Raw genomic sequence first — 23867 nt, forward strand, 5'->3', positions numbered from 1 at the left:
TCCGCTTATTGATGAAATGGTTTTCTTGAGTAAAAAAACTGTTGTGTATATTGCCCTGCTTCCTCCACTTTCTCAAACTAATCCTATACTTTTTTCAGTGGGCTCAGTACCCTCCCCAATAAAGCTTGTTATCCTCCAATTTCGTTGTCACTAATAAAAGCAAAGTATTTAACTTTGGGTACTCCACTAACCGTTAATAAATTGGCCCCGGTTCAAGCAAACTTTATTTTAAAGCAGCACCTACAGCCCGAAACTGGCCTTTTTGTTTAATATGGTGTGAAGAACTTCCTATGAGAACCTTAAACAGGCCTTCCTCAACATTCCAGGTTTTCGACGCTTCATCGTATACGGAAAGAGCCCTCTTGTCTAATGTAAATGTTACAGTTTTGGTTTCACCCGGCTTTAATGAAATCTTTTCATAACCTTTTAGTTCCTTATAAGGTCTTTCGAGTGATGAACGTTCATCGTGAATATAAAGCTGAACCACTTCTTTTCCTAGTGTATTTCCTGTGTTCGAAACGTCTATGGATACAGTTAGTGGTTCATCCTTATCCAATTCCATTTTGGTTGAATTTAATTTAAGATTGTTATAAGTAAAGTTTGTATAGGATTGGCCATAGCCAAATGCGTATGCAGGTTCTATCCCTTTTGTATCGTAGTGACGATAGCCAACGTAGATTCCTTCAGCATAATGAACTGTATTCATAGCGGTATTGCCAGGGAAGTTTCCATATGAAGGAACATCATTGTACTTTACCGGGAAGGTTACTGGAAGTTTTCCAGAAGGATTGACTTTTCCAGAGAGGATATCGGCAATTGCATTGCCTCCTTCTTGACCTGGCTGCCAAGCTAATAAGATAGCATCTGCATAGTTTCTCCAGCTTACAACTTCTATAGGGGCGCCTATATTCAATACTACAACCAACTTTTTGCCTTCTTTATGATAGGCATTGCTAAGGTTTTTAATAAGCTGAACCTCTTCCGGTTTCATATCCATCTCTGGCCTATCTTCCCCTTCTGTCGAGGCCCTGCCTATGGAAACTAAACCAATATCCGTCGTTTTTGCTAAATACGCAGCATCACCTGCACCCAGCCCTTCTACCACCTTTTTCCCGTTTATAGAATTGACTACGACATAACGTGCATTCTTCAAACCCTGTACAAGTGAAATAACATCTTTTGGTTCAACATTTACTTGAGAACTTCCGCCGCCGCCAATGATAATCCCTGCTTGGTTATCATTAAGATCTACAATTGCATTTTGTCCTGCTACCCCAACAGTAGTCACTCTTTTGAATGGCAAAGCATGGTGTTTATTTTTCAGCAAAACCATTCCTTCAGCCGCCACTTCCCGATCTATCCTGGCACCTTTAGCAGCCGTTTGTTTAGTAAGATTTGTTTTCCGTTTGTAATCTACATCCTTGTATTCTCCTTTAAACGTCGGCGTCTTCACAATAACCTTTAAAATATTACGAACGCAGGAGTCAAGAATCCTTTCACTAAGTGCAGCGTTTTGAACAGCGGTTTTAAGTAAATCTGGTGTAGGGGCTGAGGCTTTAGTGTATACCTCTTTAATTAACTCGGGCATAGGTAATGGTCCTCTGTATACTCCAGGCATGATTAAATCATTGCCAGCTCTTAAAGCCTCTAAAGGATTTTTGACAGCCCACCAATCGGACATCACTAATCCGTCAAACCCCCATTGTTCCCTTAAGATATGGGTTAAGAGATAGTGATTCTGTGTAGCAAAAACGCCATTTACTGCATTGTATGCACTCATGACAGTCCATGGCTTTGCTTGCTTGACCGCCATTTCAAAAGCAGGAAGATAAATTTCTCTTAATGCCCGTTCTGAGATAACCGCATTCATAGTTATTCGGTTCGTTTCCTGATTATTGGCAGCAAAGTGTTTAAGGCATGCACCTACGCCCATAGATTGAATTCCATTAATAAATGCTGTAGCCATAGTGCCTGCCAGGAAAGGGTCCTCAGAGTAATATTCAAAATTTCTTCCACCGAGAGGGTCACGCTGAATATTAACACCAGGAGCTAACAGGATATCTACCCCATATTCCCGGGATTCCTCGCCCATGGCTTTTGCTACCTTTGTGATTTGGTCCACATCCCATGTAGCTGAAAGTAATGATGGAATCGGAAACGCAGTTGCATATCTTGGAGCAGCACCAGCAAAGAACCCTCCAATCCTGACGCCAGCAGGACCATCGGAAAAGATGATCGATGGTATGCCTAAACGCGGAATTGCATGCGTAGCGCCTGCTAGACCATTGGGGCCCGGGTAGCCTGAACCAATAACCAAATGAGCCTTTTCATCCAGGGTCATTGCTTTCACTACTTCATCAATAGACGCTTCATCGATTAGTTTCGAGGGAATGCCTCGCTCAGGTGTCTTAGTTTCGTCTACATGTTTAATCAATCGTGAAATAGCATTGATACCTGATGTTACGATCTTGTTAAATTTGTTGTCCATTATCTCTTCCTCCTGGCAGGGTCTAAAGCTAGATTGACCACGCTTAATCAAGCTGTTGTTTTCATGTTTATTGTCTGATCTGCACCCAAATTAGCTTAGTTGTCCAAAACCCTCTTAAAAAAGGAAGGGCCTCCAGCTTTTTTCATGCTCTCTAGTTTTTGATTAATAATTATGTTATTTCCATAGTTAAAATACCAAATAACGCCGTTTTGACATTTAGATTGTTAATACGAAATCAGATAACTTTCTTAAAGGAAGGCCGTTTATATTCAACGCAAGATGAAAGTTCTTTTATCTTTATACTTTTCTTTGTATGGGAAAATTCACAAGTGGAAGGGCAGCCTTAAAAAAGAATGAGGATATTTCACTAGCCTGCTTTATACAATGGCAGGATTTGAAACATAAAAAAAAGCACAGCCGATTTGCTGTGCTTTTTACTCTGCTATTTCTAAATCTTTATTGCTCTCTAATTGCATGGAAGGCTTTTGAGCTGCTCCATCTCCAAGTACGACCATTTTTCTGGCCCTATCCATAATCCTTACTAAATCCTCATAGTCTTGCTGCATAGTGAGTGCTCTTTTTTCAAGCTCTTCGTATTTTGTTTCTATAGCCGTTTTCTCTTGTTTTACCGTTTCAAGTTCTCTTCGAAGGCTTTCGTAATCTGCCTCAGAAGCATTTATATTTTGCAGGAAAGCAATAATCTCTCTCATCGTAAGAGTATTAGAGCTTGGAATTTCTATTGTGTCTCGGTCTACAGGATTATTTTCAGAAATAACATGAAGTCCTGAAGACCGTTCCTTCTTTTGGCCATTACGAAGATGTTGTTTTCTTTGTTTGCGTGCAAGACCTAATGCTTTTTCGTACTGCTGCCTGATCACAGCATTCCAGCGGAATCCGCATGCCGCGGCTGTTCTGTTCAATGTATCTCCTACTTCTTCAAACGCTTTCAGTTGGGTACTCCCCTCCCGCACATGGCGTAACACCGTCTCAGCAAGCAGCAAATCATTTTCTTCTGACCAGGCATCTTGTCGCACTTTCATCAGTTATCTCCCCTTTTATTTGGATGACCTTTTCATCAAGATAGCCGCTTCTTCCATCTTTTATACAAAAATACTTAAAATTATCTATTCTATTTATATTCTGTTTAACTTCAAAGTATTTGTGAATGTTAACCAATATTTACTTTATGCTCATCGCTGCGATACAATCTGCTGTCTTGCTTGCCTTGAGAAGTTGGTGGAAATCGCTTTGTATTCAACTTCGTTTTGACTGTATGTTTAATAACAGGTTTTCTATTCACAGCAACTACATCGGTGTATTTACTTATGTATTGTTAAAGGTTACTTCACCGCTTTTTGGTTAGCCTTTATTTATCGCTCTACCAAGAGGTAAATAGCTTCACTGATGAAAGGCTCAAGTCATCACCATGCTTTCTATTTGGATAATGCGAGATAAAAGTAAACTCATACTGACAGAAGATGATGACTTCAGTTCGACAAAGAGTCTTCCGCTATGAACAATGATTCATTTGCAAAGCATAGAGCCCAAGGAACCCAAATTCCTTGGGCTTCACTTGTCAAAGCAATATAATAGCATGTACGTTGCTTTTCTTCTTGAATAAATTCTTTTTCTATATGCGCAACTTTTCGGTGTTAGTGCTGCCGCGCAAATAAACTTCTTTTTAAGATTCCTGCATTTTTATTTTTTTAACAAACTTATGTAATTTCATCATTTCTTCTGAATCCCACTCACGAGGAAAATTGAATTCCTCCCATAAAACACCCTTTTTATAATAGGCAAGTGTTTCAGTATTTTGCTCTATCCCATTGTTATATAAAAAATGTCGGTCATTTTCTGTATTTTGCTTTACATAACTAAAGTGCTTAGTAAATTTCTTATTGTCCTTTAATACCTTTGTTACACGAGCCATGTTTTCTGCTTCTTGGTCTGTGTAATACGTAAGCGCAACAAACCCGCTTTCTTCATCCTCCATGAATTGCTTGAATTGAGCTGTATCAATTTCTTCAATAGTTTGCTGATTGCAGCCACTCAACAAACCTAAAATAATAAAAAATCCGAAAGCTAAAAACCCTTCTTTCATCCTTTGTCTCCTTAAATACTTTAAATTCTCTTTCACTTAGAAAGACGAGGTTCTTGTCCCTCATCTGTGGATTTCTCTGCTTCCTCCCATTACCCAAAATGAGATCAGTTAAACGCCTAAAATTTCAAGTAATATTTTTTTTTCACCTCTCGTCATCCAAAAAAATAGTCGCCATTCCTTGAGAAGAAAGGGATAGCGACTGTTTCCTTTAGGTTTCAAAACAAAATTCTATTTATGTTGAATTTGAAACTAAACTTTATATTTTATTTTCTTCAAACAAGGCATCCATTAGTTCCTCATTTTGATTTGAAGCTATATTTGATAATTTGCGGATATTACTCTCTTCAAACTCTGACTTACAAAAGTGAAAATTGAAAACTATTACAATTCGGATTGTAGAGTAAGAAAAAGAGACAGAACTAAACAGGTTTGCCTCCTTCCAGTCTAAATACAAGGGCTGCACTGACTGCGGAACAGTCTTGGATCTCACTAAGTTCATCTGTCGTGCTATGTTTTTAGGCCGTGTAGATAGAACTAAAAAACGTGAAATTTGCACTATGTTTTCCAAATTAGGAATATTTTCAATTAATACGGGCATAAACTAAAATAGATTCATATAGAAAAGTAAAAGGAGTTTTTTTGTTAGCAGAGGTGGGGCTCTTATTATTTAATGAAAAGGAGCGTTTAAAGAGTGAAAATCAATCTGCCGACAGAAACAATGGAGGGAATTATTAAGTCACTTGAGATTAAAAATCAAGCCAGCACTCGGTTCAATGGCCAAGATTTTCATTTCAAAAAAGAGCGATTTTCATTTGATTCAGGTAGAGCGTCAAACTTTTCTACGGTTTTAGAGAAACTTGATAAAAAAGTTGAGAAAGTGATTCGACATGAAGCAGAATCTAAGAATTTCACCTTTGCTACAATTGGTCGCGTCTGGCAAGAAGAAAATCTAGAATCCGGAAAAGTTGTTTATATTTACTTTTTTTCAAATGATAAATCTGATACCACGTTTCCAGATGAACTGGTCAGTCAGTACGAGCTGCATACCTGGACAAGAATGATTAAATAAATGCAAATATTAAATCCTCTTTGAGGCTTCTCAGCTTGTAGACAAAGCCTTTATTCTAAAGGTGATGTTTGCAGGCTTTTTTACGATCAAAATCTTGCAGAGGGATTAGTATGTAGTTAAAGCGGCTGGAACCGAGTAAAGGTGTTCAGCAGCTTGTACCGGCATGAATTATTAATACTAAATCAGACAGCCCTCTTAAGAGGCAGTTGCTTATATTTATACGGGCTCATATAGCACAACGTTCCATGAATACGCAGCTTGTTGAACCAATTAACGTAATCGCTAAGCTCAAGCGTAAGCTGCTCTAGGCTGCCAAAGTTCTTGTGGTTCACAAACTCGGTTTTAATAATTTTAAACGCGGCTTCCACCATGATGTTATCCTATAGATAGTCTTTCATGCTTAAAGAGCAGCCGATCTGGAAGACCGCTAATCTTTTATCGATTAGCTGGTTTTTAAACTCGCTGCCACGGTCAGTATGGAACAGCTGGATATCTCCCAGAAATCGGGCACGGCAGCTCCCTATTCACTTCCCATTGTTTGACGGTGAGCCGTTTTTTGTTTCTCTTCATTTTCACTGTATGTTTGATGACAAGTTTTGTATTCATAGCAACTACATCCTCTTCTTTAGTGTCTTTACTTATGTATGCTGCAGGCTCTTTCACTGCTTTTTGATTGGTATTCATTCCGCATTTTACCAGGAGATACATAGCTTCACTAATGGAAAGGCTAAGTCTTTAAAGTTGCCATACAGGCTGTCTGGAAGGCAGGCAGGCAGGACCGTTAAAGCTCTTCTTTTATTTCTCTCGAATTGTCCAAGGCAGCTCATGTGATTTTCTCTCCTTCTGCCTTTTTGTATACTAATATATATATGACGACAAGTGAAGTTTTACGTATACAAAAATACTAAAGACGAATACACCAGACATTGTGATTTGGAAATCAGGGATAGCGCAGTGAACTGTTAACCTGAAAATAAAAAACTGGACCCGCTCTCAGGTCCAGTTGTACCTTATCTTATTTGGCGATGCTGTAAAGAGAATCTACCTCGTAGCCTTTTGCTTTATAGTAATCCAAAATACCAAGATAGATCGCTTTGGCTGCCGCTGTCTGCCAGTAATCCGATTTCAATTTGTCATTGTCACTTTTATTCGTAATAAAACCGAGTTCCGCCAGCGCGGCCGGCATATTGTTTTCACGGAGAACACCGTAATTTCCTGACTTTACCCCGCGGTTATTTAAATTCCAGGCGTCTGTCATTCTTGTTTGAATTTTTAACGCCAGTAATTTGCTGTCTGACACATACGGGTTTGCAGCAGCTGCATAGTAAAATGTTTCTGTACCGTTCGCACTCGCGCTAGCCGCATTTGCATGAATGCTGACAAACACATTCCCCTTGTTTTTTATCGCAAAATCAGGCCGGGCATTCACAGAGACAAAGACGTCTGAAGAGCGGGTCATTTTCACCTTAAAAGGTGTTTTCTTTAACAAGTTGTTTATTTTCAGCCCTGTAGAAAGGACAACATCTTTTTCTCTAAGTCCAAAGCCAATTGCACCCGGATCTGTACCACCATGTCCTGGGTCAAGAATAATTGTTTGGCCAGAAAGGGGTGAATCTGGACTGGGAGAAGGCTTTTCAGGTGAGGCAGTTCCTAAAGAAGTACTTCGTAAATAAGAAGCACTGACAAACCCCACTGTGTTACCTGTTTTAATGTATATCCAGTCCCCAACCGAATGCGCACCTGATACTTTTACATTTTTTGCAACCTTTCCTTGTGAAGCAAAAGATGTAGAAGGTCCTGTGCGGATATTTAGGTTATCAGCACTTGTCCAAAGTACCTTTGAAAAACTTACAGATTGTTTTGTACGGAACGTGGGATTAATCGCACGGGCTAAAAAAACAGCAAAATCAGCACGTTTAATCGTTAAATTTCCGCCAAACGTACCGCTGGCAGTTCCATTGGCAATGCCGCGATCCATTAGCTCTTTTGCAGCTCCGGAAGTCGTGCCGTTATAAGAGTAGCCGAATGCATTCGCGATCATAATGGCCATTTCCCCGCGCGTAACTTCCTTATTCGGATAAAACCGGCCTGCACTTACCCCCGATAAAGAGTTAGTAATAATTTTTTTGTCCACACTAGATTGTATAAACCCGGAAGCATAGTTACCCGTTCCAACATCGGAGAATACTGTTTTTCTTTGTGTACCGTTTAATTGAAGAGCACGGCCAATTAATGTAACAGCTTCTGTTCTTGTTATCGCTTGATGGGGATTAAAAGACGTTTTAGATGACCCTTTTACAATCCCCCCACCTGACAAATAGTTCACTTCCTTCTTTACGCGGCTTGGTACATCCGTAAAACCAGCTGCCTGAGCAGACAGGTTGATGCTCCATTGGGAAATAGTCAATAAAAAAACTAGAATAAAAATCATGCTTTTCTTCACGTTTAGACCTCTCCCCTTATCGTTTTATCCAAATATCTTGCATGGATATCTTTCATATTATTTCCTTTTACTAATTTTGTTTATATGAAACTTTTTAAAATAGTTATTGCACATATGTAACAGTAATTTGATTTTCGTTATGAAAACGAAATAAAAAATTGTTTTTTGTTTAATGCTTAAAATATCTCTAAGAGCGGCTTAATTTCCCCTTCAAAAGGTTTGCTCGAGGCCGTTTAAACTGGATTATCGCCACTAAATTAGATAGTTTTTTAGGAATGATCGCTTTTATTCAACCGGGATTACACAGCCTATCGCCTATGTGTTCCACGAAAGTATAGCTTGTTAAACTGGTTAACATAATTATGGGATTCAAATGCAAGAGGTTTTGGACTATCAAACTTCACCTAGCTGAAAAATTCTATTTTCTGATCGGAAACTCAGGGATAGTGATGAATTGTTAATTCGAAAACAAAAAAACAGAACCCGCTCTCGGGTCCTGTTTCACCTTTTGTACGCTATTGATTATTAGCCTTTTTCATTTGCTCAATTAGCTTTTTTGTCCTCAAGTCCTGGCTTCTCGATAATTTTACTGGGGCAACATACACGCCGTCTTTTTCTTCATTTTCAAGATCCATGATTCTTTTCTGATAGTGTCGGCAGAAAGATCATAGCCATGTTAAGAAAAGCAATGGAGCATGCCTTTGTATATACTACGCTTTTTCACTACTAAATTCCGTTTTCTGACGCAAAACTTTATTAACAGAACTGCGGTTCTTCCAGATAAACTTAACCATTTCTGCTGGTTCCAGCAGCTGTTCATCTGGATCGCAATAGGTTTCACCTTTTCCATGAACGGTCCACGCCTTTGTGTATTCATTAAACATCAGCGTCCACTGCCCATTTCGCTGCTTGTCTTCAAAAACAAAGTAATGCTTGTTTCCTTGATCATCGTAAAAAGCAATTTGAGGAAAATCCATTGAGAATTGTTCAATATCTTTTTTCGATCTTAACACTCTAGCCATAATTCAACTCTCCTTCACGAAAAACTTGAGAAATGCAAAAATGTCTTGTTTTTAGACAGCTATTTCCAATATTATATATAATTCGAGAAAGTAATGCACCCTGTCCTTTTAATTTTTGTTCTTGCTTCCTGAAAACATGAACGCTGCATTCGTAAAACAAGTAAAAACAAAGAGATCGGGCCCCACATCTCTTTGTACCTATTCTTACTATCGCTCTGAAAATTTCTTTAAATCCTTTTCAGTAATTAATGTAACGGTTTCCCTAACATCAGCCTTTTTGAAGAAGCAGAAAGACGTTCTTTCTTAAACTGACTTATGCATGTACTATTGATTAAGTAAATTAAAACCTTTTTAGAAAGCTAGTTACAGCCCTCTATCTTTGTCTAGCCACTCCTCACCGTTCCATTCGGCAGACATTGCACCCAGGTTTGGAAAACTCATAGTAGCGTCGTTTGATTGAACAAAAGATAACAGTTTTACATCTTCGATTAAAAATCTCCAAGAGTTTATTTGGATAATGTCTAATAATTTAAATGCCACTTCTAAGTTTTGTTTTGCGAACAGCTCATAGTTTTTAAATACTAAAACAAAATCCGTTTCTTCCTCAACCATGTCTGATAAGCAATCGTTAAAAGCGTCTAAATTTTCTCCGTAATAACATGGAAAATCAAGAACAGCGGCCAAATCATGATGATAGTTTTTTGAGTCCCACCTGGAACAATCAAAAGTATATATTTCGAACCCTTCATGGGATATATCGGCTATATACTTATCTAAAATTTTATTACTCATGAAGAGCTTTACAGAGCCATTTAGCATAAGGTTCTTCCATAATTCCATCTCACACTCACCACCAAAAATTTGATTTTATTTAAATGAATTGTTTCTCAATCAGCAGTACCGGTCAACAGAGCCTTTTTCCCAAAAAAACTCCCTGTTTGATTATATTACCAGTGTGAGGGGAGCGGAAACGACCTATACTGTTAAGGCAAGACAAATCAAAAACCCATAAGGGAGTGACTGATCATGTCAAGCAGAAACCGCAACCGACTATTGGCTCCAGGTGCCCAGCAGGCTATTGACCAGATGAAGTACGAAATTGCTTCTGAATTTGGTGTTCAGCTGGGTGCGGATACAACAGCGCGTGAAAACGGTTCTGTCGGCGGTGAAATCACGAAGCGTCTTGTACAAATGGCGAAACAGGAATTGTCTCGTCGTTAGAAAACATGTAAAACTAAAAAGCAACAAAAAAGACATCCCTTCGTTCTGAAGGGATGTCTTTTTGTTTAAGGCTCTGTTAGAGATTGGTGTGACTGAACGTCTAGTTTGTGTATTCAAAATTTGAGAATATCCAATTTGACCGTACTGTTGATTAAAAAATGTAAATTTAAATTATTTTAAGAAAAGATTTTAACATTTGGTGAACCTCTCCACCTAAATCAAAGATTTTGATGGAGCATCCCTTATCCTGAATACGATACAACACCAGCTGGTTAAGCTTCCTCCGGAAGCCCAAGTGCATGATGGAGACTAATGAACGAAGACAAGGTCTGGGATGTCCTTATTGCCAGCTCAGGTACTTTTGCCTGAAGGGACAACCATTTCGTTTCCGAAATGGATTTTTGAAAAGCCCGAATGAAGTAGCAGGCTCCAATATTATAAGAAGCAGATAAATCCGCATGATAGACTTTGCCGGTTGAAAATACAGCAAGGTCTTTTTTTGGGTTCCGTTCCACTTTTCCAGAACCGTCGAATGCCAGGGCGCTGGTGTTTCGCGGGTTGATCCTGGAAATGCGCATTCCGAGGTAATGTGCCATTTCTTCCACTTTATTCTGGATGCCTATTTTCCGCCACCCGTGAAGCTTGAAACGAAGTTTCCTGGCTCCATAAAACCCCTTTGGGATTTTCATTCTGCCCAGGTATTCGAATACGATGACGTCACAGCCATGCTTTGTTGCAAATTTGACAATTTCATGGCTAGTATGGCGGATAATATGCTGCTGATACCCATTGATCTGCCGCCAAAAATTAGGCGCCTGAATATGGCCGCTTGCCCGCTGGGCTTTCCGCAGTTTGTTCGTTAACGTCTGCAGCCGGTCTTTTTCTTTAGGCTGGTCAATAAATGTCCGGCCTAAGACAGTGCCTGTTGCATCGATAACTGAACAAACCGCAGAGTTCGTCAGTCCAAGGTCTACCGCACACACTTTTTGCTCTTGAATAGGTGTTTTTGTTAAAGTAATTTTACTTTCATAGCTGATGGAAAGAAAGAATTTCTTTCCCCGCTTAATCAGCTTAGGATTGTTCTCTTTCCACTCCCAAACACCGCGTTTGTAGTGGTCCTGCTCTTTAAATTCGATATCTGCCCATACCCAGTCATTCTGGTGGAATACCTTAATTTGTGCAGTCGTATCAGATGTTCTATTGAACATGTTTCCGCGATAAAAAACAGGAAATTCTTTATGTTCCGCCTGCAGCCGCGGAGGCTGTTTTTTAAACTTTTTCCCTTCGGAAACAGCATACTTCTGCTCTTCTTCCCAGTTTTGATAGTTAGAGCGGAAGCTCCTTACTTTGCCAAAAGCAGAAGCAATGGCACTTCTGCGGAAATAGGAAGGAAACTTGTAAAAACGTTCGTTAAATTCTTTGTATTTTGGAAGAGGGTTTGATTTGGTTGCGTGAATCAGTTTTTCTACTGCCGGTACAATCGATTTGGTTGTCAGGCCGTCGGTATGATCAAACTCTTTGTCGATAACCCCGATGATGAAGGACAGAGCGTCATTGTAAAGATCCAGCGTAGCATTGAAGATTTCCGTCTGGTTTGTAATTTTGTGCAGCAGCGACTTCGCAACTTTCATCACCAAACCCTCCTTTCCATTTTTTAGTCCTTATAATAGGTTAATCGTATCAAAATGGAAATCAATTGTAAAACGAAAAGAGAATAAGTATGAGTGATGATAAGTAAGAAACGGTAATGAGTCCAATGAAAAAATATATAGAAGAATAAAAAATAGGCGAAGAATTAAGACCTTAGCGCCTAATCCCCACTAAATCGGAGATTTTGAAGGGGAATGCGGCGCTAATTTTTGTTCAATTAGCTTTTTTGTCATCAAATTTCGTTCCTTTAGTTGTTTAACAGCATTAATTCTTTGTCTTTTGTTTTAACAGTGCTGACAAAAAGGCTAATGTTAGTCCCTGTCCCCAGCCTTGAACTCTTTTATACGGAACCTGTTTGTACCCTTCTGCATCATCCATTACAGCCGTCCCTGCAGAGACACTTGCTACCGATCCATCTTCTTTGATTTGACTAAGAATTCCTTCAATCGACATCTGGATATATTCATTATACAATTTGCCTCTAGACAACAAGGCAGCAGCAATTCCAGCAGATCCAGATGTCTCTTGATAGGAATCGACATCTGTTAGAATCGTATGCCAAAGTCCAGTTGGAGATTGCAAACGAACTAAAGCACTCAACTGATCACGAAGAGAATCAGCAATAATCATATAAGATGGATGCTGTACTTTGATTAACTCCAATGCTCTTGCCATCGTGTAGGCTGCCCAGCTATTTCCTCTTGCCCAAAAAATGCCGGACATATGGTTTTGAGCAACATGATCCCATCCATGATAATATAAATTTGTTGTTTCATCCTGTAGAAATTGTTCGTGTCCGTGATATTGTTTCAAGCCAAATTCAAAATAATCATTTCGATCTAACATATGGCCAATTCGCAAAAGAAAATATCCCGCCATAAACATCGTATCTGCCCATGCTTGCTCGGGAAATATATCCTTTCCTCCGTTAACGGTATGCTGTAAAATACCGTCTGCAAACCTGTCTGCATCATTTAATAAAAAATCTGCCATTTGAATGGCATAGTTCAAATAGTTTTCTTCTTCTGAAGCCTTATATAAAGTAAGAAGCGTGTGACCAATGGCACAAGCATTTACAGATAATAATGGCAGACCGTCTTCCAGTTCCTTGTCTATCCAGTTCTTAAGAAAGTGTAAATATTGCTCCTCCCCGGTGGCTTCATATGCTTCAGCAATACCGAAAAAGGCTACCCCGGCAGGCCAGTCCCACCCGTAATCCATCTTCATGGTCCTTTCAACAACTTTATCTATTTTAGCCTTTACTTCATTTTCATCAAAAACAAGCTTAGACATCTTTCACTCTCCTAAATGATAAAAATAAATAATTCGATGCATGACCTACAGGTTTCACCCGGTACCCTCCTTTCGTATGCCATCATTGTAAAATATATCTTTTTTTCTTTATATAAGATTTTCTTGCATGTAGATAAATTGAACAAAGAACACTGTTAAATGCACACATTTCAACATTTTCGGATCTCTTTTCGCTTTTTTAAAGAATGTTTGTACTCTCTGGCTTTAGTTCTGCTTAATATTGTAAATTATGGCAGAAAATCAATAACGCAAAAAAAAGAGATATCATACAAGCCTCGGTTTTCTTATGTTTGCACATAGAAAACAAACACTGGTGTTTAACAGAGTCATTTATTTAAAAATAGTCTAAATTAATTGTCTATGATATAGATGAGACATGGTACTGCATGGATATAATAGGAACAACAAATTAGGTGGGAGAAATCTTTATGAAGATTAAAACTGTTGACACTTGGGATGATGAACTTTGGCAGGACGCGAGCCCCCTTTATATGGAGGCATTTGGAGATAAGGGAGCCAAGCCGGTTAAGATCGTCAAAAATATGTTTGCACAAGGAATTGCCGAGCTTCATGTGGCATACAACGAGTCGGGAGCGGTTGTTATGGCTCTCACAGGGAAGCTCGTATCTGACCGGGTGATGATCATCGACTATTTGGCTGTATCTGAAAAAGAGCGAGGCCATGGACTTGGCAAACACTTTGTTGATTACCTGCGACACAAAGCGGATCATGAGGGGTATCAGAAATTAATTATTGAGGCTGAGTCAGAGGAAATACTAGATAACAGAAGACGTATCCACTTTTGGCAGTCATGCGGCTTTCTTCTCACAGAGTATGTCCACCACTACATCTGGGTGCCGGAAACCTACCAGGCTATGTACCTTCCCCTCACTGCTGATTCGAGGAAGGTAACGGGAGAAGAATTGTTTCTGTTTATCAATACCTTTCACCGGCTGTCGTTCCGTGGCGTTGGAAAGGACGAAGATTAAGGGTGGCTTCTCCTAGCTAAATCGTTTTAACTAAGGGAGTTTAATAAGTTTATAAATAAAAAGGGACAGTCCCTAAGCAGAGGGCACTATCCCTTTTTTGTCCTGTCCGGTGAGGAACGAGATAAACTGACTTTCTTTTTCCATATTTGTTTGTAGAACAAAAGATCGCGATATAATATCTTGTTAAAACTAAAAAGATCTCAATATGTCATATTGAGATCAAAACGAATGGAACGTCCTTTTTTATAAAAAATAAAAGACCGAAGAAATAAAAACGCCTGTGACCAGCATGATGATTAAGCCGTAGCCCATAATATCTTTTGCTTTCAAACCGGCAATGGCCAGGGCAGGCAGTGCATAAAACGGCTGAATCATGTTTGTCCACGCATCTCCCCATGCGACAGCCATTGCTGTTTTAGGTAACGATACGCCCATGCTTTTTGCTGCCTCTAGCATAACAGGCGCTTGAACAGCCCATTGTCCCCCGCCTGAAGGAACAAAAAAGTTAACAAGGCCTGCACTCCATAATGTCAGCATGTGAAAGGTATGTTCATTTGAAATCGCGATAAAGGAATCGGATAATATACCCGCCAGACCGGAAGCGGTTACAATACCCATTAATCCTGCGTAAAATGGAAATTGTATAATAATTCCCGTCGCACTTTTAACAGATTTAGCTACAGCTTCTAAAAACAGTCTCGGTGTTTTGTGTAAAATGATACCAATGAAGAGGAAAAGAAAGTTAATAATGTCAAGGTTAATGGAAAACCCGTTAGCAGTAATGTAATATCCTAAAAAAGCAAGACCCAATAAACCAGTAAGCAATGACAATGCCTTGCTGTTTTCCAAACGGTCAGCAGGTGTCATATCCATATTATGCTGAGTTACCGCAGCCAGCATATCATTCGGGTCATTTAATAAATCGCGGTCAATAATAAATACCTGATCTTTAGGAGGCATCATAAACCGATTGATAAGAGGCACTAAAATGATAAGTCCAATGACAATAGTTAAGTTGAAAGGTGAAAAAAGCGTTTCACTAGTTGGAACAACGCCGATAAGATTTTCGGTGAAATGCCCAGGAGTAGCAATGGTTAAAGCAACGGATGACGAAAGCCCGCCGCTCCAAATAATAAATCCACTGTAAGCACTGGCCACCAGCAGCCGATAGTCCACGCCATCTACTTTTTTTGCGATTTCTCGCGCTAACAATGCGCCGATGATTAAGCCAAATCCCCAATTAATCCAGCAGGCAATCAGTGCAACAAGAGTAACAAGAATAATCGCCTGCCCGGGTGAATTTGGTGTACCAGCTAAGTTACCTAATAATTTTTTGAAAAAGGGGCTGCTCGCCATTACATGACCGGTTACCACAATAAAAATCATTTGCATGGAAAAGGTTAACAAACTCCAAAACCCATCTCCCCAGTAGCCCACAATTTGAACCGGTGTGCTGTCTGTTAAAAAGACGGCGAGCCCCATCACAAAAAATGTAAGCACAATAACAAGTACATACGGGTCAGGCATATATTTCTGCATCAGCCTGTTTGAAATGGATATCATCATTTTCATATAATCGTCCTCCTGCCGTTTTGCAGACTTAAAATCAAAAGTACTTTCTTTGATAAGTCAAACACCATCGTGAGTTAGCAGAGTAATTCACTGAATACATTTTTGAAAGCGTTTTCTAAAAGTCGTATATATCTCCCTCCTTAGCCTTTCTCTTACTAAAGATTTTACATTTTAAATCCATATAAGTGAAATTCATAAAAAGAATAAATTTTATTCCATTTGAGAATAAACACTTGTTTTAAAATGAATACCACTCGTGATTCTAAAATAAATCAAATAAGAAAGACAGATGAAAGTCTGTTGGTAAGCGATGAACATCTCATACAAAGCATATAAATGATCCAGCTTAATCCGCTGCTTGTGTTATCAAGAATATGGCGCCTTTTATCTAGTTCAAGGGGCGTAAATACATCCATTTGTTCATGTATTGGATACTGCCTACTACATGGATCTGGCATACAGGCTGTCCGTTCCAATACTGTAAGCGTAATTTTTTTCAAATACCTTTATCAAAATGAGACCACTTTAACCGAGTTTCTTCTATATCTAGCGCCCAAGCGCATTGTCTTTCCATTAGTGAACCACATGCTGTTCCCGCCCCATGCTCTTCTGCAAATAGATCATCGTTGTCTCGATTAAAGTGAAATACTTGTTCCGCTATCTGCGGTCGAAACCAGCATACATCCTTGCTGATGTTGAAGGTGAAAACTTGATTTTATATTTTCCCGTAAGCTCTTTCTTTGCTTTCTCAGCCAATTTCATCCCCTGTTTATTATGTTCAGCCTCAAGCGCAATTCCATTTGGAACTAACTTATCAGTGTCCCAATCAATCCAGCTGCCGTAATTAACCATCCACTCAGACAGCTCTTCTTTTAACTCAGCTGAAAGCGATATTTCATCTAAATCCAGATTACAACCACAACGACTGCACCAGATAGGGTCGCCAGCCATGTCACCTTCAATTTTTAACTTGTCCGTGCTATTTTGTTCACAGCAGCATTCCACCATTACCTTTTACCACCCTTTTAATTAAATATAATTTTTAGTTTTACCGAGTTTCTTCAAAAAGACCAAAGAAGCGGTGTACTAGCGCTTTTCTTCTCTTTCTATTCCGGAAGCAATACTTATACGCAAAGGTTTAAGAGGCTGGTACTTTATTGTGCCGGGGACTGATAATACTTTCAGTTACATGGAAGGGATTTATACACAGAGGTTAACACCTGACTATTCAATTGAAATGGGCAAAGCTTGGATATACGGTACTTAATCTGCCGGCCAACTACTCCCTCACCTACCAATTGGTGAATCTGCTTTATCAGCAGGTTCCAGCAGCTAACATGTATTCTTGATTTTATTATATCGAGAAACGTAAAAAGACGGTATTAAATCCAGTTTCACACCATCTTTTCAAACAACTTTTTGTATTTTAAATGACTTTATTATTTTTTAGATACCTTTATTATTCGTGAACAACCGGTATAGGCTGGTTCTTTTCTATGCATAAAACACCGTGTTTTCCTCATCCTATTGAAAAAAGAGCAATAGATGATGCCATTTTGGCGAAAAGGTAAAGGCGCTGTATTCGGAAAGTTAGCATCCCGAAACGCAGCAACAATCATAGCAATGACTGATCCGCTTATTTTCCTTTTTCTTTGCGATTTTGCTGCTCGCTTTTTATATTTTGGTTATCAGTTTTTATTCGGAAATCGTGCTGAAGGACTTGGTTTTTCAGATCAAAGGTTCAGTAGAACAAGTTCCTTATCCATCGCTTATAGAATTACTCTTTATGAAGTTGACTATTGAGCTTATCCGAGAAACAGGGATTCGGCTGCCGGCGCCGATTGGGCAGACAATTGGCATTGTCGGCGCTGGCCTTGTATCAAACTTTGCCGTCATTGTGGTTATCTTAACGACTATTTCATCTTATTTCATTCCATAAATGGAAAGGAAATAAGCGATCTGCCTTCTGCGGTTCCCATTTATGGTGGTCGCTTCTATGTTTGGTTTCTTTGGCCGTAAACACCTAAAAAAGAAGAAGAAAGACAGTGGGTGGAAAAATGAAAAAGGAAGCAAGCATTTCAACCTGGCAGCTCTTTTTCTTTATGCTGCAAACCCATGTTGGCGTTGGAATTCTCTCTCTTCCATATGACGTGCATCAAGCTGCGGGGAAAGACGGCTGGTTATCGATCCTGCTGGCGGGTTTTTTTGTGCAGATAGGGATTGTCGTAATGTGGCTGCTGGCTTCACGCTTTCCTGGTAAAACGTTGCCTGAATTTTTGCCGCTCATTGTCGGACGAGCGATTAGTGTGCTGATTATAGCGCTTTATATGTTCTTTTTTTTCATGGTCGCCAGCCAGGTTTTAGCGGTTTTTCTTTCGATTACCGCAGATTGGGCGTTTCCTCATACACCACCCGTTGTGTTCGCAGTCATTATTACAGCGATTACAGTCTACTTGATTAAAGAGGATATTCGGGTCATCGCTCGGTTTCACGTACTGATGTCCTTTTTTCTGATAGGGGTGCTCATGATTTTTCTCCTTATGTGGAATCACTTGAATGTTTATTATTTACTGCCCATCGGTGCTTCCGGTATTCAGGATATAGCAGTAGGAGCCCAAAAAGCTATTTTTTCGTTAGGTGGAACCGAAATGCTGCTCTGGCTTTTTCCCTTTACTCAGGCGAACAACAAAGGAAAATGGAAAGCGGCTGCAGGAGCAAGCCTTGCCGTAACGATTCTGTATACATTGCTTGCGCTTTGTGCATTTACCTATTTTAGCGAAACTAAGCTAAAGCACGTCCCAGAACCGGTTATTTACATGATTAAATCAATTGAACTGGGCATCGTAGAACGGCTGGATCTTATTTTTCTTGTTTTTTGGGCAGTCTTCTCCATTACTTCGTTTGTGAACAACTTGTACATAGCTGCATTGAGTGCAGCTAACATCACTAAAGCAAAGCATCATAAAATAGCTATTTATATTCTCAGCCTTCTCATTATACCGCTGGCTGTTTATACGAGTAATGCCGAGTCGATCAAAATGATTGGCGGCTTCATCAGCTCGGTCTATCCTGGCTTTTTGTTCATTATTCCTTTATTTTTACTTGTGGTCGCCATCATTAGGAGAAAGCGTGAGGGTACAGGATGAGAAAATGGTGGACTGTCGTTCCTCTTTGCCTTAGCAGCAGGAAAAGCACAGCAAAGGAGAACGGCTTATGCTAAAAAAACTGTTTATACGCCAGGAAAAAAAGCTCCAGTTTATAGATGACTACGTAAGTGCAAAAAACTATCCTCCGTCTATTCGTGAAATGATGACGCAGTTGAGTTAAAGTTTTCTTCAACAGTAAAGGGCCATCTTGATCGTTTAAAGGCATTCGGATACGTAACCTAGGAACAGAGGAAAGCCGCGGACATCAAATGTGGTGAAAAGAAACGCAATAATCTCCCTGAAATTAAATGCTTAACAAAAAGAAGGAGCAAGAACTGCATGAAGACTGTTATTACTCCCTCTTTTTTAAAATTTCTAGATCCCAATAGCGAAATTGACATTCACTTAATTATGAATTATTTCAATTAACTGTAGAAAGATAATCAAATGAGTGAGGAAAAGTGTTTATGGAAAGCGTCTGCCTTAATATATATTTATAAGGATGACGTCTTTTCTAACAGTTCTTTTCCGGCAATTCCAGGATGAGTCATCTCGTAAGGGTCGAGAATGATATTTAACTGTTCTTCGGTTAATGCACCCTGCTGCATACACAATTCCCGAACCGATCTCCCGCTTAAAATAGCTTCACGTGCGATACCCGCAGCTATTTCATAACCAATGTGTGGATTAACAGCCGTAATCACACCGACGCTTTTTTCTACATATTCTTTTAAATGGGCTTCATTCGCTTCGATCCCTGCTAAACAATGATTAGTAAACGTATAGAAGGCATTGTTCATAATACTGATTGATTGAAGCAAATTAAATACAAGGACGGGCTCCATTACATTTAGTTCAAGCTGGCCTGCTTCTGAAGCCATGCAGATAGTGTGGTCATTTCCAATCACCTGAAAAGCTACCTGATTAATCATTTCAGCCATTACAGGGTTTACCTTACCTGGCATAATAGAGGATCCTGGTTGACGGGCTGGCAGTGAAATTTCAGCCAGTCCGGCACGAGGACCTGAGGCCATTAACCGCAAGTCATTAGCGATTTTCGACATATTCATCATGCAGACTTTCAAGGCAGCCGATACTTCTGTGTAAGCATCTGTATTTTGAGTCGCATCCACAAGATGGTCAGCTCCTTTAAGCGGCAGGCCGCTGATCTGTCGCAGGTGTTTGATCACACTTTCAATATAGTACGGATCAGCATTTAACCCTGTCCCAACAGCAGTTGCACCCATATTTACTTCATACAAATGCTGTCTAGACTGCTGAATTCTTCTTATATCCCGGTCCAGAACACGGCTGTACGCCTCAAATTCCTGCCCAAGGCGGATCGGTACAGCATCTTGAAGATGGGTACGTCCCATTTTAATAACATGATCAAATTGCTTGGCTTTTTGCTGAAAAATTCTTTGCATATTCAGCATAGTTACAAGCAGGCGTTCCAGCATAATCAAGGTTGAAATATGAATGGCCGTCGGGAAAACATCGTTAGTTGACTGAGACATATTCACATGGCTGTTTGGACTAATCTCTTTATAAGACCCTTTATCATACCCGAGAAGTTCAAGTGCACGGTTTGCAATGATTTCATTTGCATTCATATTCATGGAAGTCCCGGCTCCTCCTTGAATGGGATCTACAATAAATTGCTCGTGCCATTTCCCATCAATTACTTCCTGTGCTGCTTCGGCGATTACTTCTCCTATTGAAGTAGAAATACGGTGTACATCTAAATTCGCAAGAGCTGCTGCTTTTTTAACAATAGCTAAGGCTTTAATTAATTCTGGATGTACTCTATAGTGAGTAATTGGAAAGTTTTCTACCGCCCTTAATGTCTGAATTCCATAATAAGCATCACTTGGTACTTCCTTTGTCCCCAAAAAGTCTTTTTCAATTCTTACGCCAAACTCTTCAGTTACATTTGTATTTATCACAGTGCTTCCTCCTTTAACTTATACGCTAATGCAAACGGGCTGCAACACAACTTCATAATAGGAATACTGCTAAATTAGACGCTGCAAAAATTAAGGTACTATGACTCTTTTATTAAAATGAAATTCTTTCTTCTATTATAGGTTCTCTTATTAGAAGTAAATTATAGAAAGAATCTATTCACTAATAGAACCTCTATATTGATGGAACAAAGAAAGTATCTCATATTACATTTGCTTGAAGAAAAAACTCAGGAAATAACTCTTCCTGATTTTTCAAGCAGGTCTGCCTTTTGATTATGAAGCTACATTGTTTTGCTTTGACTTAACGGAAGCAGTGTAACGAGCTGCTTTTTCTTTATCAAATTCGCCTTCCCACTTCGACATCACGATGGCCGCTAATGCGTTACCCACTACATTCACGGATGTACGAAGCATGTCTAGAATACGATCAATTCCTGCAATAAATGCCATACCTTCTAGTGGAAGCCCCATTGCACCAAGAGTCGTCAATACAACAACAAATGATGCTCCAGCAACCCCTGCCATTCCCTTAGAAGTTAGCATTAATACAAGCAAAAGAGTAATCTGCTCAAAGATCGATAAATGAATTCCATACATTTGAGCAATAAACAAAGAAGCAATGGCCTGGTATATGGATGATCCATCAAGATTAAATGTATAACCGGTAGGGATAACAAAAGAAGTAACAGCTTTTGGACATCCGAAGTTTTCCATCTTCGCCATTAATCTTGGTAATACTGACTCGGAACTTGCTGTTGTAAAAGCTAAAATTAATTCGTCTTTTAAAATTTTTACTAACGTAATAATACTTGTACCCGCCCACTTTGCAATAACTCCGAGCACTACGAATACAAAGAAGAACATTGTAGCATATACCACTATAACCAGTTTTCCCAAAGGGATCAGTGAACCAATTCCAAACTTTGCTACATTGACACCGATCAAGGCAAATACCCCAATAGGAGCAAATTTCATCACTAAGTTTGTCATCCAAAACATTGCTTCTAACACTCCGTCAAAAAAGCTTAATACTGTTTTACCTTTTTCACCGCTCACAGCAATACCTACACCGAATAAGACGGAGAAGAAGACGATTGCAAGCAAATCACCATCTGCTAGTGCTTGAAAGAAGTTTGTTGGAACAATGTGTAGAAATTTATCTGCAATGCTTCCTTCTTCACTGGAGGCAGCTGTTTCTTCATAGGAGGAAATATCACTCTTTTCAATACTCCCCATTTCGATTCCCGCTCCAGGGTGAAATATATTGGCAGTAAGCAATCCGATTGCAAGTGCAATTGTGGTTACGATTTCAAAATAAAGAATGGTCTTTCCGCCCAGCTTACCCAATTTTTTAATGTCCCCAACACCAGCTATTGATACGACAAGCGCTGCCACTACAATTGGAACGACAACCATTTTAATTAAGTGGATAAAAAGATCTCCAATTGGCTGCAGAATAGCCATTGCCATTTCATTTCCGTAAAAAATAGTTCCAATAACTATACCAAGAGCTAGGCCAATAAATATTTGTGTGGCCAATCCTATTTTCTTCATCATTTGCAACCCCTTTCATTTATCTTTTTTCTAAAATGGTCTTCAAATGTTTTTGAACACTCCGATATCGTTTTTTCTCAAACTTAATAATTAATTGCCCCCCTTTTTATTTAAACAGAACAAATATGATTCCATTTGTAATAGTCTAAAAATTTGAGTAAGAATGCTTTATTGGTGTTGATGCTAATTATAAATCCCTTTTGGAAGGCCTTGTTATAGAAGAACTCTATTTGCCTATAGAAGATGTTAATTGAAAATCATTACTTGGTAGATTTACTAGTAAGAGAAAAACTTCCTTGCACAAGCACAGTCCTTTATTAAGCTTGACTTTCAAAGTATTTTTCCAAGAAAAAAAGAGAAACAGAAGAACGGTATGATCTTGCTGCTTCCCGTTCGCTGTTTCCACTTCAATGCTTATATAAATGATAAAATTCTCTTGGATCGTTATTTCTGTTCAAATAGTTTGGTTTCTAAAAAATCCATAAAAACGGACTTAGGTTTATCTTTTAAATAAATACAATCGATACTAATATTTATTTTTACATGAGGTTCCATCTCAACGCGAAATAACTCTTCATTTGCCAATTCTTTTCTGACACAGTGTTCAGGCAAAAAACTAATACCTAAGCCTTCCAATACCAGGTTTTTGGCTGTTTCCATATTATCCACTTCTAAATATATATTTGGATTCACATTATTACTCAGAAACAGCCGATGGATCATGAGCCAGTCCATCGATCCATAATCGAAAAAGATTAATGGATGTTTACTGATTTCTTCCACTGTCACTTTTTCTTTTTCTAAAAAATCGTGGCCTTTTGGAACAATAAGACTAATCGGATCATGATAAAGCCTGGTTGATTTCACCTGGGGGTGTGTTTCTGTTCGCACAATACCGAAATCCACTTCTTTATTAATCACCTTGTGCAAAATATCTTTAGAATGACCTGTCACCATTTTGATACGGACATCTTTAAACTCAGACTTAAAAGCAGGAAGAATGTCCGGAAGAATATTGTTCGAAATCGATAAAGCGCTGCCGATTACTAATTCATACGGAATGATTACCTGGTTTAATCCGTATTTTGCTTCCTGATAAGCCTGAAGAATTTTTTGGGCGTGCGGAAAAAAATATTCTCCTTTTTCTGTGATAGAAATCTTATTTCCATTGCGATGAAAAAGCTTCATATTAATTTCCCGTTCCAAGGATTGAATACGCGCGGTTACGGAAGGCTGCGTTAAATAAAGAGCCTCTGCTGCTTTATTGAAACTGCCTAATTGGCAAACATAAAGGAAGGCTTCAATATTTTCGATATTCATCTTTAACTGCT

Annotated in this window: 22 protein-coding genes; 7 read left to right on the forward strand and 15 right to left on the reverse strand. The window is 39.1% G+C overall.

All coding sequences use genetic code 11. The annotated features are described in order from the left end of the window. Positions 1-223 precede the first annotated feature (223 nt). The 3 genes from RG959_RS20575 to RG959_RS20585 form a co-directional block, all read right to left on the reverse strand. A complete protein-coding gene (locus tag RG959_RS20575; protein ID WP_342798718.1) occupies positions 224-2488 on the reverse strand; it encodes a glycoside hydrolase family 3 C-terminal domain-containing protein in 2265 nt (754 codons plus the stop codon). Between the two features lie 434 nt (positions 2489-2922). Continuing rightward, complete coding sequence (locus tag RG959_RS20580) at positions 2923-3528, reverse strand: RsfA family transcriptional regulator (protein ID WP_342798719.1); 606 nt, start codon at positions 3526-3528, stop codon at positions 2923-2925. 641 nt (positions 3529-4169) lie between these two features. Beyond that, complete coding sequence (locus RG959_RS20585; protein ID WP_342798720.1) at positions 4170-4589, reverse strand: hypothetical protein; 420 nt, start codon at positions 4587-4589, stop codon at positions 4170-4172. Between the two features lie 691 nt (positions 4590-5280). Here RG959_RS20585 and RG959_RS20590 point away from each other — a divergent pair. Further along, the gene (locus RG959_RS20590; protein WP_342798721.1) at positions 5281-5658 is read left to right on the forward strand and encodes a hypothetical protein; all 378 of its coding nucleotides are present in this window, start codon (positions 5281-5283) and stop codon (positions 5656-5658) included. 182 nt (positions 5659-5840) lie between these two features. On the opposite strand, the gene RG959_RS25225 is transcribed toward RG959_RS20590, so the two are convergent. The 5 genes from RG959_RS25225 to RG959_RS20610 all read right to left on the reverse strand — a co-directional run bounded on the left by RG959_RS25225 (position 5841) and on the right by RG959_RS20610 (position 9963). Beyond that, a complete protein-coding gene (locus RG959_RS25225) occupies positions 5841-6029 on the reverse strand; it encodes an IS3 family transposase (protein WP_369335193.1) in 189 nt (62 codons plus the stop codon). A 100-nt stretch (positions 6030-6129) separates the two neighbouring features. After that, positions 6130-6264: a hypothetical protein gene (locus tag RG959_RS20595; protein WP_342798722.1), complete on the reverse strand. Its 135-nt coding sequence runs from the start codon at positions 6262-6264 to the stop codon at positions 6130-6132. Positions 6265-6673: 409 nt separating this feature from the next. After that, positions 6674-8101, reverse strand: coding sequence for an N-acetylmuramoyl-L-alanine amidase (locus RG959_RS20600; protein ID WP_342798723.1), 1428 nt, complete (start codon positions 8099-8101; stop codon positions 6674-6676). 710 nt (positions 8102-8811) lie between these two features. Further along, positions 8812-9123, reverse strand: coding sequence for a hypothetical protein (locus tag RG959_RS20605; RefSeq protein ID WP_251274622.1), 312 nt, complete (start codon positions 9121-9123; stop codon positions 8812-8814). A 363-nt stretch (positions 9124-9486) separates the two neighbouring features. After that, the gene (locus RG959_RS20610) at positions 9487-9963 is read right to left on the reverse strand and encodes a barstar family protein (RefSeq protein ID WP_342798724.1); all 477 of its coding nucleotides are present in this window, start codon (positions 9961-9963) and stop codon (positions 9487-9489) included. A 186-nt stretch (positions 9964-10149) separates the two neighbouring features. Here RG959_RS20610 and RG959_RS20615 point away from each other — a divergent pair, with 186 nt between their 5' ends. After that, positions 10150-10344, forward strand: a complete 195-nt coding sequence (locus tag RG959_RS20615; RefSeq protein ID WP_251274624.1) for an alpha/beta-type small acid-soluble spore protein — start codon at positions 10150-10152, stop codon at positions 10342-10344. A gap of 272 nt (positions 10345-10616) precedes the next feature. Here RG959_RS20615 and RG959_RS20620 read toward each other — a convergent pair whose 3' ends face one another. Then, positions 10617-11975: an RNA-guided endonuclease TnpB family protein gene (locus RG959_RS20620; protein ID WP_342798725.1), complete on the reverse strand. Its 1359-nt coding sequence runs from the start codon at positions 11973-11975 to the stop codon at positions 10617-10619. A gap of 283 nt (positions 11976-12258) precedes the next feature. Continuing rightward, positions 12259-13287, reverse strand: coding sequence for a glycoside hydrolase family 88/105 protein (locus RG959_RS20625; protein WP_342798726.1), 1029 nt, complete (start codon positions 13285-13287; stop codon positions 12259-12261). 449 nt (positions 13288-13736) lie between these two features. Between RG959_RS20625 and RG959_RS20630 the strand changes: the two genes are divergently transcribed. Then, positions 13737-14297 carry a GNAT family N-acetyltransferase gene (locus RG959_RS20630; RefSeq protein ID WP_342798727.1) on the forward strand — a complete coding sequence of 187 codons (561 nt, stop codon included), beginning with the start codon at positions 13737-13739 and terminating at the stop codon, positions 14295-14297. A 243-nt stretch (positions 14298-14540) separates the two neighbouring features. On the opposite strand, the gene RG959_RS20635 is transcribed toward RG959_RS20630, so the two are convergent. Beyond that, a complete protein-coding gene (locus RG959_RS20635) occupies positions 14541-15869 on the reverse strand; it encodes a short-chain fatty acid transporter (RefSeq protein WP_342798729.1) in 1329 nt (442 codons plus the stop codon). A gap of 657 nt (positions 15870-16526) precedes the next feature. Beyond that, the gene (locus RG959_RS20640) at positions 16527-16877 is read right to left on the reverse strand and encodes a hypothetical protein (protein ID WP_342798730.1); all 351 of its coding nucleotides are present in this window, start codon (positions 16875-16877) and stop codon (positions 16527-16529) included. Positions 16878-17414: 537 nt separating this feature from the next. Here RG959_RS20640 and RG959_RS20645 point away from each other — a divergent pair. The 4 genes from RG959_RS20645 to RG959_RS20660 all read left to right on the forward strand — a co-directional run bounded on the left by RG959_RS20645 (position 17415) and on the right by RG959_RS20660 (position 19196). Then, positions 17415-17672, forward strand: coding sequence for a hypothetical protein (locus tag RG959_RS20645; RefSeq protein WP_342798745.1), 258 nt, complete (start codon positions 17415-17417; stop codon positions 17670-17672). Beyond that, the gene (locus RG959_RS20650) at positions 17557-17808 is read left to right on the forward strand and encodes a spore germination protein (protein WP_342798743.1); all 252 of its coding nucleotides are present in this window, start codon (positions 17557-17559) and stop codon (positions 17806-17808) included. Before RG959_RS20645 ends, RG959_RS20650 begins: the two co-directional genes overlap by 116 nt. A 118-nt stretch (positions 17809-17926) precedes the next feature. Then, complete coding sequence (locus RG959_RS20655; protein WP_342798731.1) at positions 17927-19015, forward strand: GerAB/ArcD/ProY family transporter; 1089 nt, start codon at positions 17927-17929, stop codon at positions 19013-19015. A gap of 67 nt (positions 19016-19082) precedes the next feature. Beyond that, positions 19083-19196 (forward strand): LexA family protein, encoded by a 114-nt coding sequence (locus RG959_RS20660; protein ID WP_342798732.1) that lies wholly within the window; start codon positions 19083-19085, stop codon positions 19194-19196. Between the two features lie 313 nt (positions 19197-19509). Here the strand turns inward: RG959_RS20660 and aspA are convergent, their stop codons facing one another. The 3 genes from aspA to RG959_RS20675 form a co-directional block, all read right to left on the reverse strand. Beyond that, a complete protein-coding gene (aspA, locus tag RG959_RS20665) occupies positions 19510-20958 on the reverse strand; it encodes an aspartate ammonia-lyase (RefSeq protein ID WP_342798744.1) in 1449 nt (482 codons plus the stop codon). Positions 20959-21255: 297 nt separating this feature from the next. Beyond that, positions 21256-22536: a cation:dicarboxylate symporter family transporter gene (locus RG959_RS20670; RefSeq protein ID WP_342798733.1), complete on the reverse strand. Its 1281-nt coding sequence runs from the start codon at positions 22534-22536 to the stop codon at positions 21256-21258. 444 nt (positions 22537-22980) lie between these two features. Then, positions 22981-23856 carry a LysR family transcriptional regulator gene (locus RG959_RS20675; protein ID WP_342798734.1) on the reverse strand — a complete coding sequence of 292 codons (876 nt, stop codon included), beginning with the start codon at positions 23854-23856 and terminating at the stop codon, positions 22981-22983. Between the last annotated feature and the right edge of the window lie 11 nt (positions 23857-23867).

The organism is Domibacillus sp. 8LH (genome assembly GCF_038806185.1).
GTDB classification, from domain to species: domain Bacteria; phylum Bacillota; class Bacilli; order Bacillales; family Domibacillaceae; genus Domibacillus; species Domibacillus indicus_A.

Excerpts from the sequence above, each read along its gene's own strand:
- RG959_RS20575 (WP_342798718.1), bottom strand. The coding sequence starts at position 2,488 with ATGGACAACAAATTTAACAAGATCGTAACATCAGGTATCAATGCTATT.
- RG959_RS20580 (WP_342798719.1), bottom strand. The coding sequence starts at position 3,528 with ATGAAAGTGCGACAAGATGCCTGGTCAGAAGAAAATGATTTGCTGCTT.
- RG959_RS20585 (WP_342798720.1), bottom strand. The coding sequence starts at position 4,589 with ATGAAAGAAGGGTTTTTAGCTTTCGGATTTTTTATTATTTTAGGTTTG.
- RG959_RS25225 (WP_369335193.1), bottom strand. The coding sequence starts at position 6,029 with ATGGTGGAAGCCGCGTTTAAAATTATTAAAACCGAGTTTGTGAACCAC.
- RG959_RS20595 (WP_342798722.1), bottom strand. The coding sequence starts at position 6,264 with ATGAATACAAAACTTGTCATCAAACATACAGTGAAAATGAAGAGAAAC.
- RG959_RS20605 (WP_251274622.1), bottom strand. The coding sequence starts at position 9,123 with ATGGCTAGAGTGTTAAGATCGAAAAAAGATATTGAACAATTCTCAATG.
- RG959_RS20610 (WP_342798724.1), bottom strand. The coding sequence starts at position 9,963 with ATGGAATTATGGAAGAACCTTATGCTAAATGGCTCTGTAAAGCTCTTC.
- RG959_RS20615 (WP_251274624.1), top strand. The coding sequence starts at position 10,150 with ATGTCAAGCAGAAACCGCAACCGACTATTGGCTCCAGGTGCCCAGCAG.
- RG959_RS20620 (WP_342798725.1), bottom strand. The coding sequence starts at position 11,975 with ATGAAAGTTGCGAAGTCGCTGCTGCACAAAATTACAAACCAGACGGAA.
- RG959_RS20625 (WP_342798726.1), bottom strand. The coding sequence starts at position 13,287 with ATGTCTAAGCTTGTTTTTGATGAAAATGAAGTAAAGGCTAAAATAGAT.
- RG959_RS20630 (WP_342798727.1), top strand. The coding sequence starts at position 13,737 with ATGAAGATTAAAACTGTTGACACTTGGGATGATGAACTTTGGCAGGAC.
- RG959_RS20635 (WP_342798729.1), bottom strand. The coding sequence starts at position 15,869 with ATGAAAATGATGATATCCATTTCAAACAGGCTGATGCAGAAATATATG.
- RG959_RS20640 (WP_342798730.1), bottom strand. The coding sequence starts at position 16,877 with ATGGTGGAATGCTGCTGTGAACAAAATAGCACGGACAAGTTAAAAATT.
- RG959_RS20645 (WP_342798745.1), top strand. The coding sequence starts at position 17,415 with ATGATGCCATTTTGGCGAAAAGGTAAAGGCGCTGTATTCGGAAAGTTA.
- RG959_RS20655 (WP_342798731.1), top strand. The coding sequence starts at position 17,927 with ATGAAAAAGGAAGCAAGCATTTCAACCTGGCAGCTCTTTTTCTTTATG.
- RG959_RS20660 (WP_342798732.1), top strand. The coding sequence starts at position 19,083 with ATGCTAAAAAAACTGTTTATACGCCAGGAAAAAAAGCTCCAGTTTATA.
- RG959_RS20670 (WP_342798733.1), bottom strand. The coding sequence starts at position 22,536 with ATGAAGAAAATAGGATTGGCCACACAAATATTTATTGGCCTAGCTCTT.
- RG959_RS20675 (WP_342798734.1), bottom strand. The coding sequence starts at position 23,856 with ATGAATATCGAAAATATTGAAGCCTTCCTTTATGTTTGCCAATTAGGC.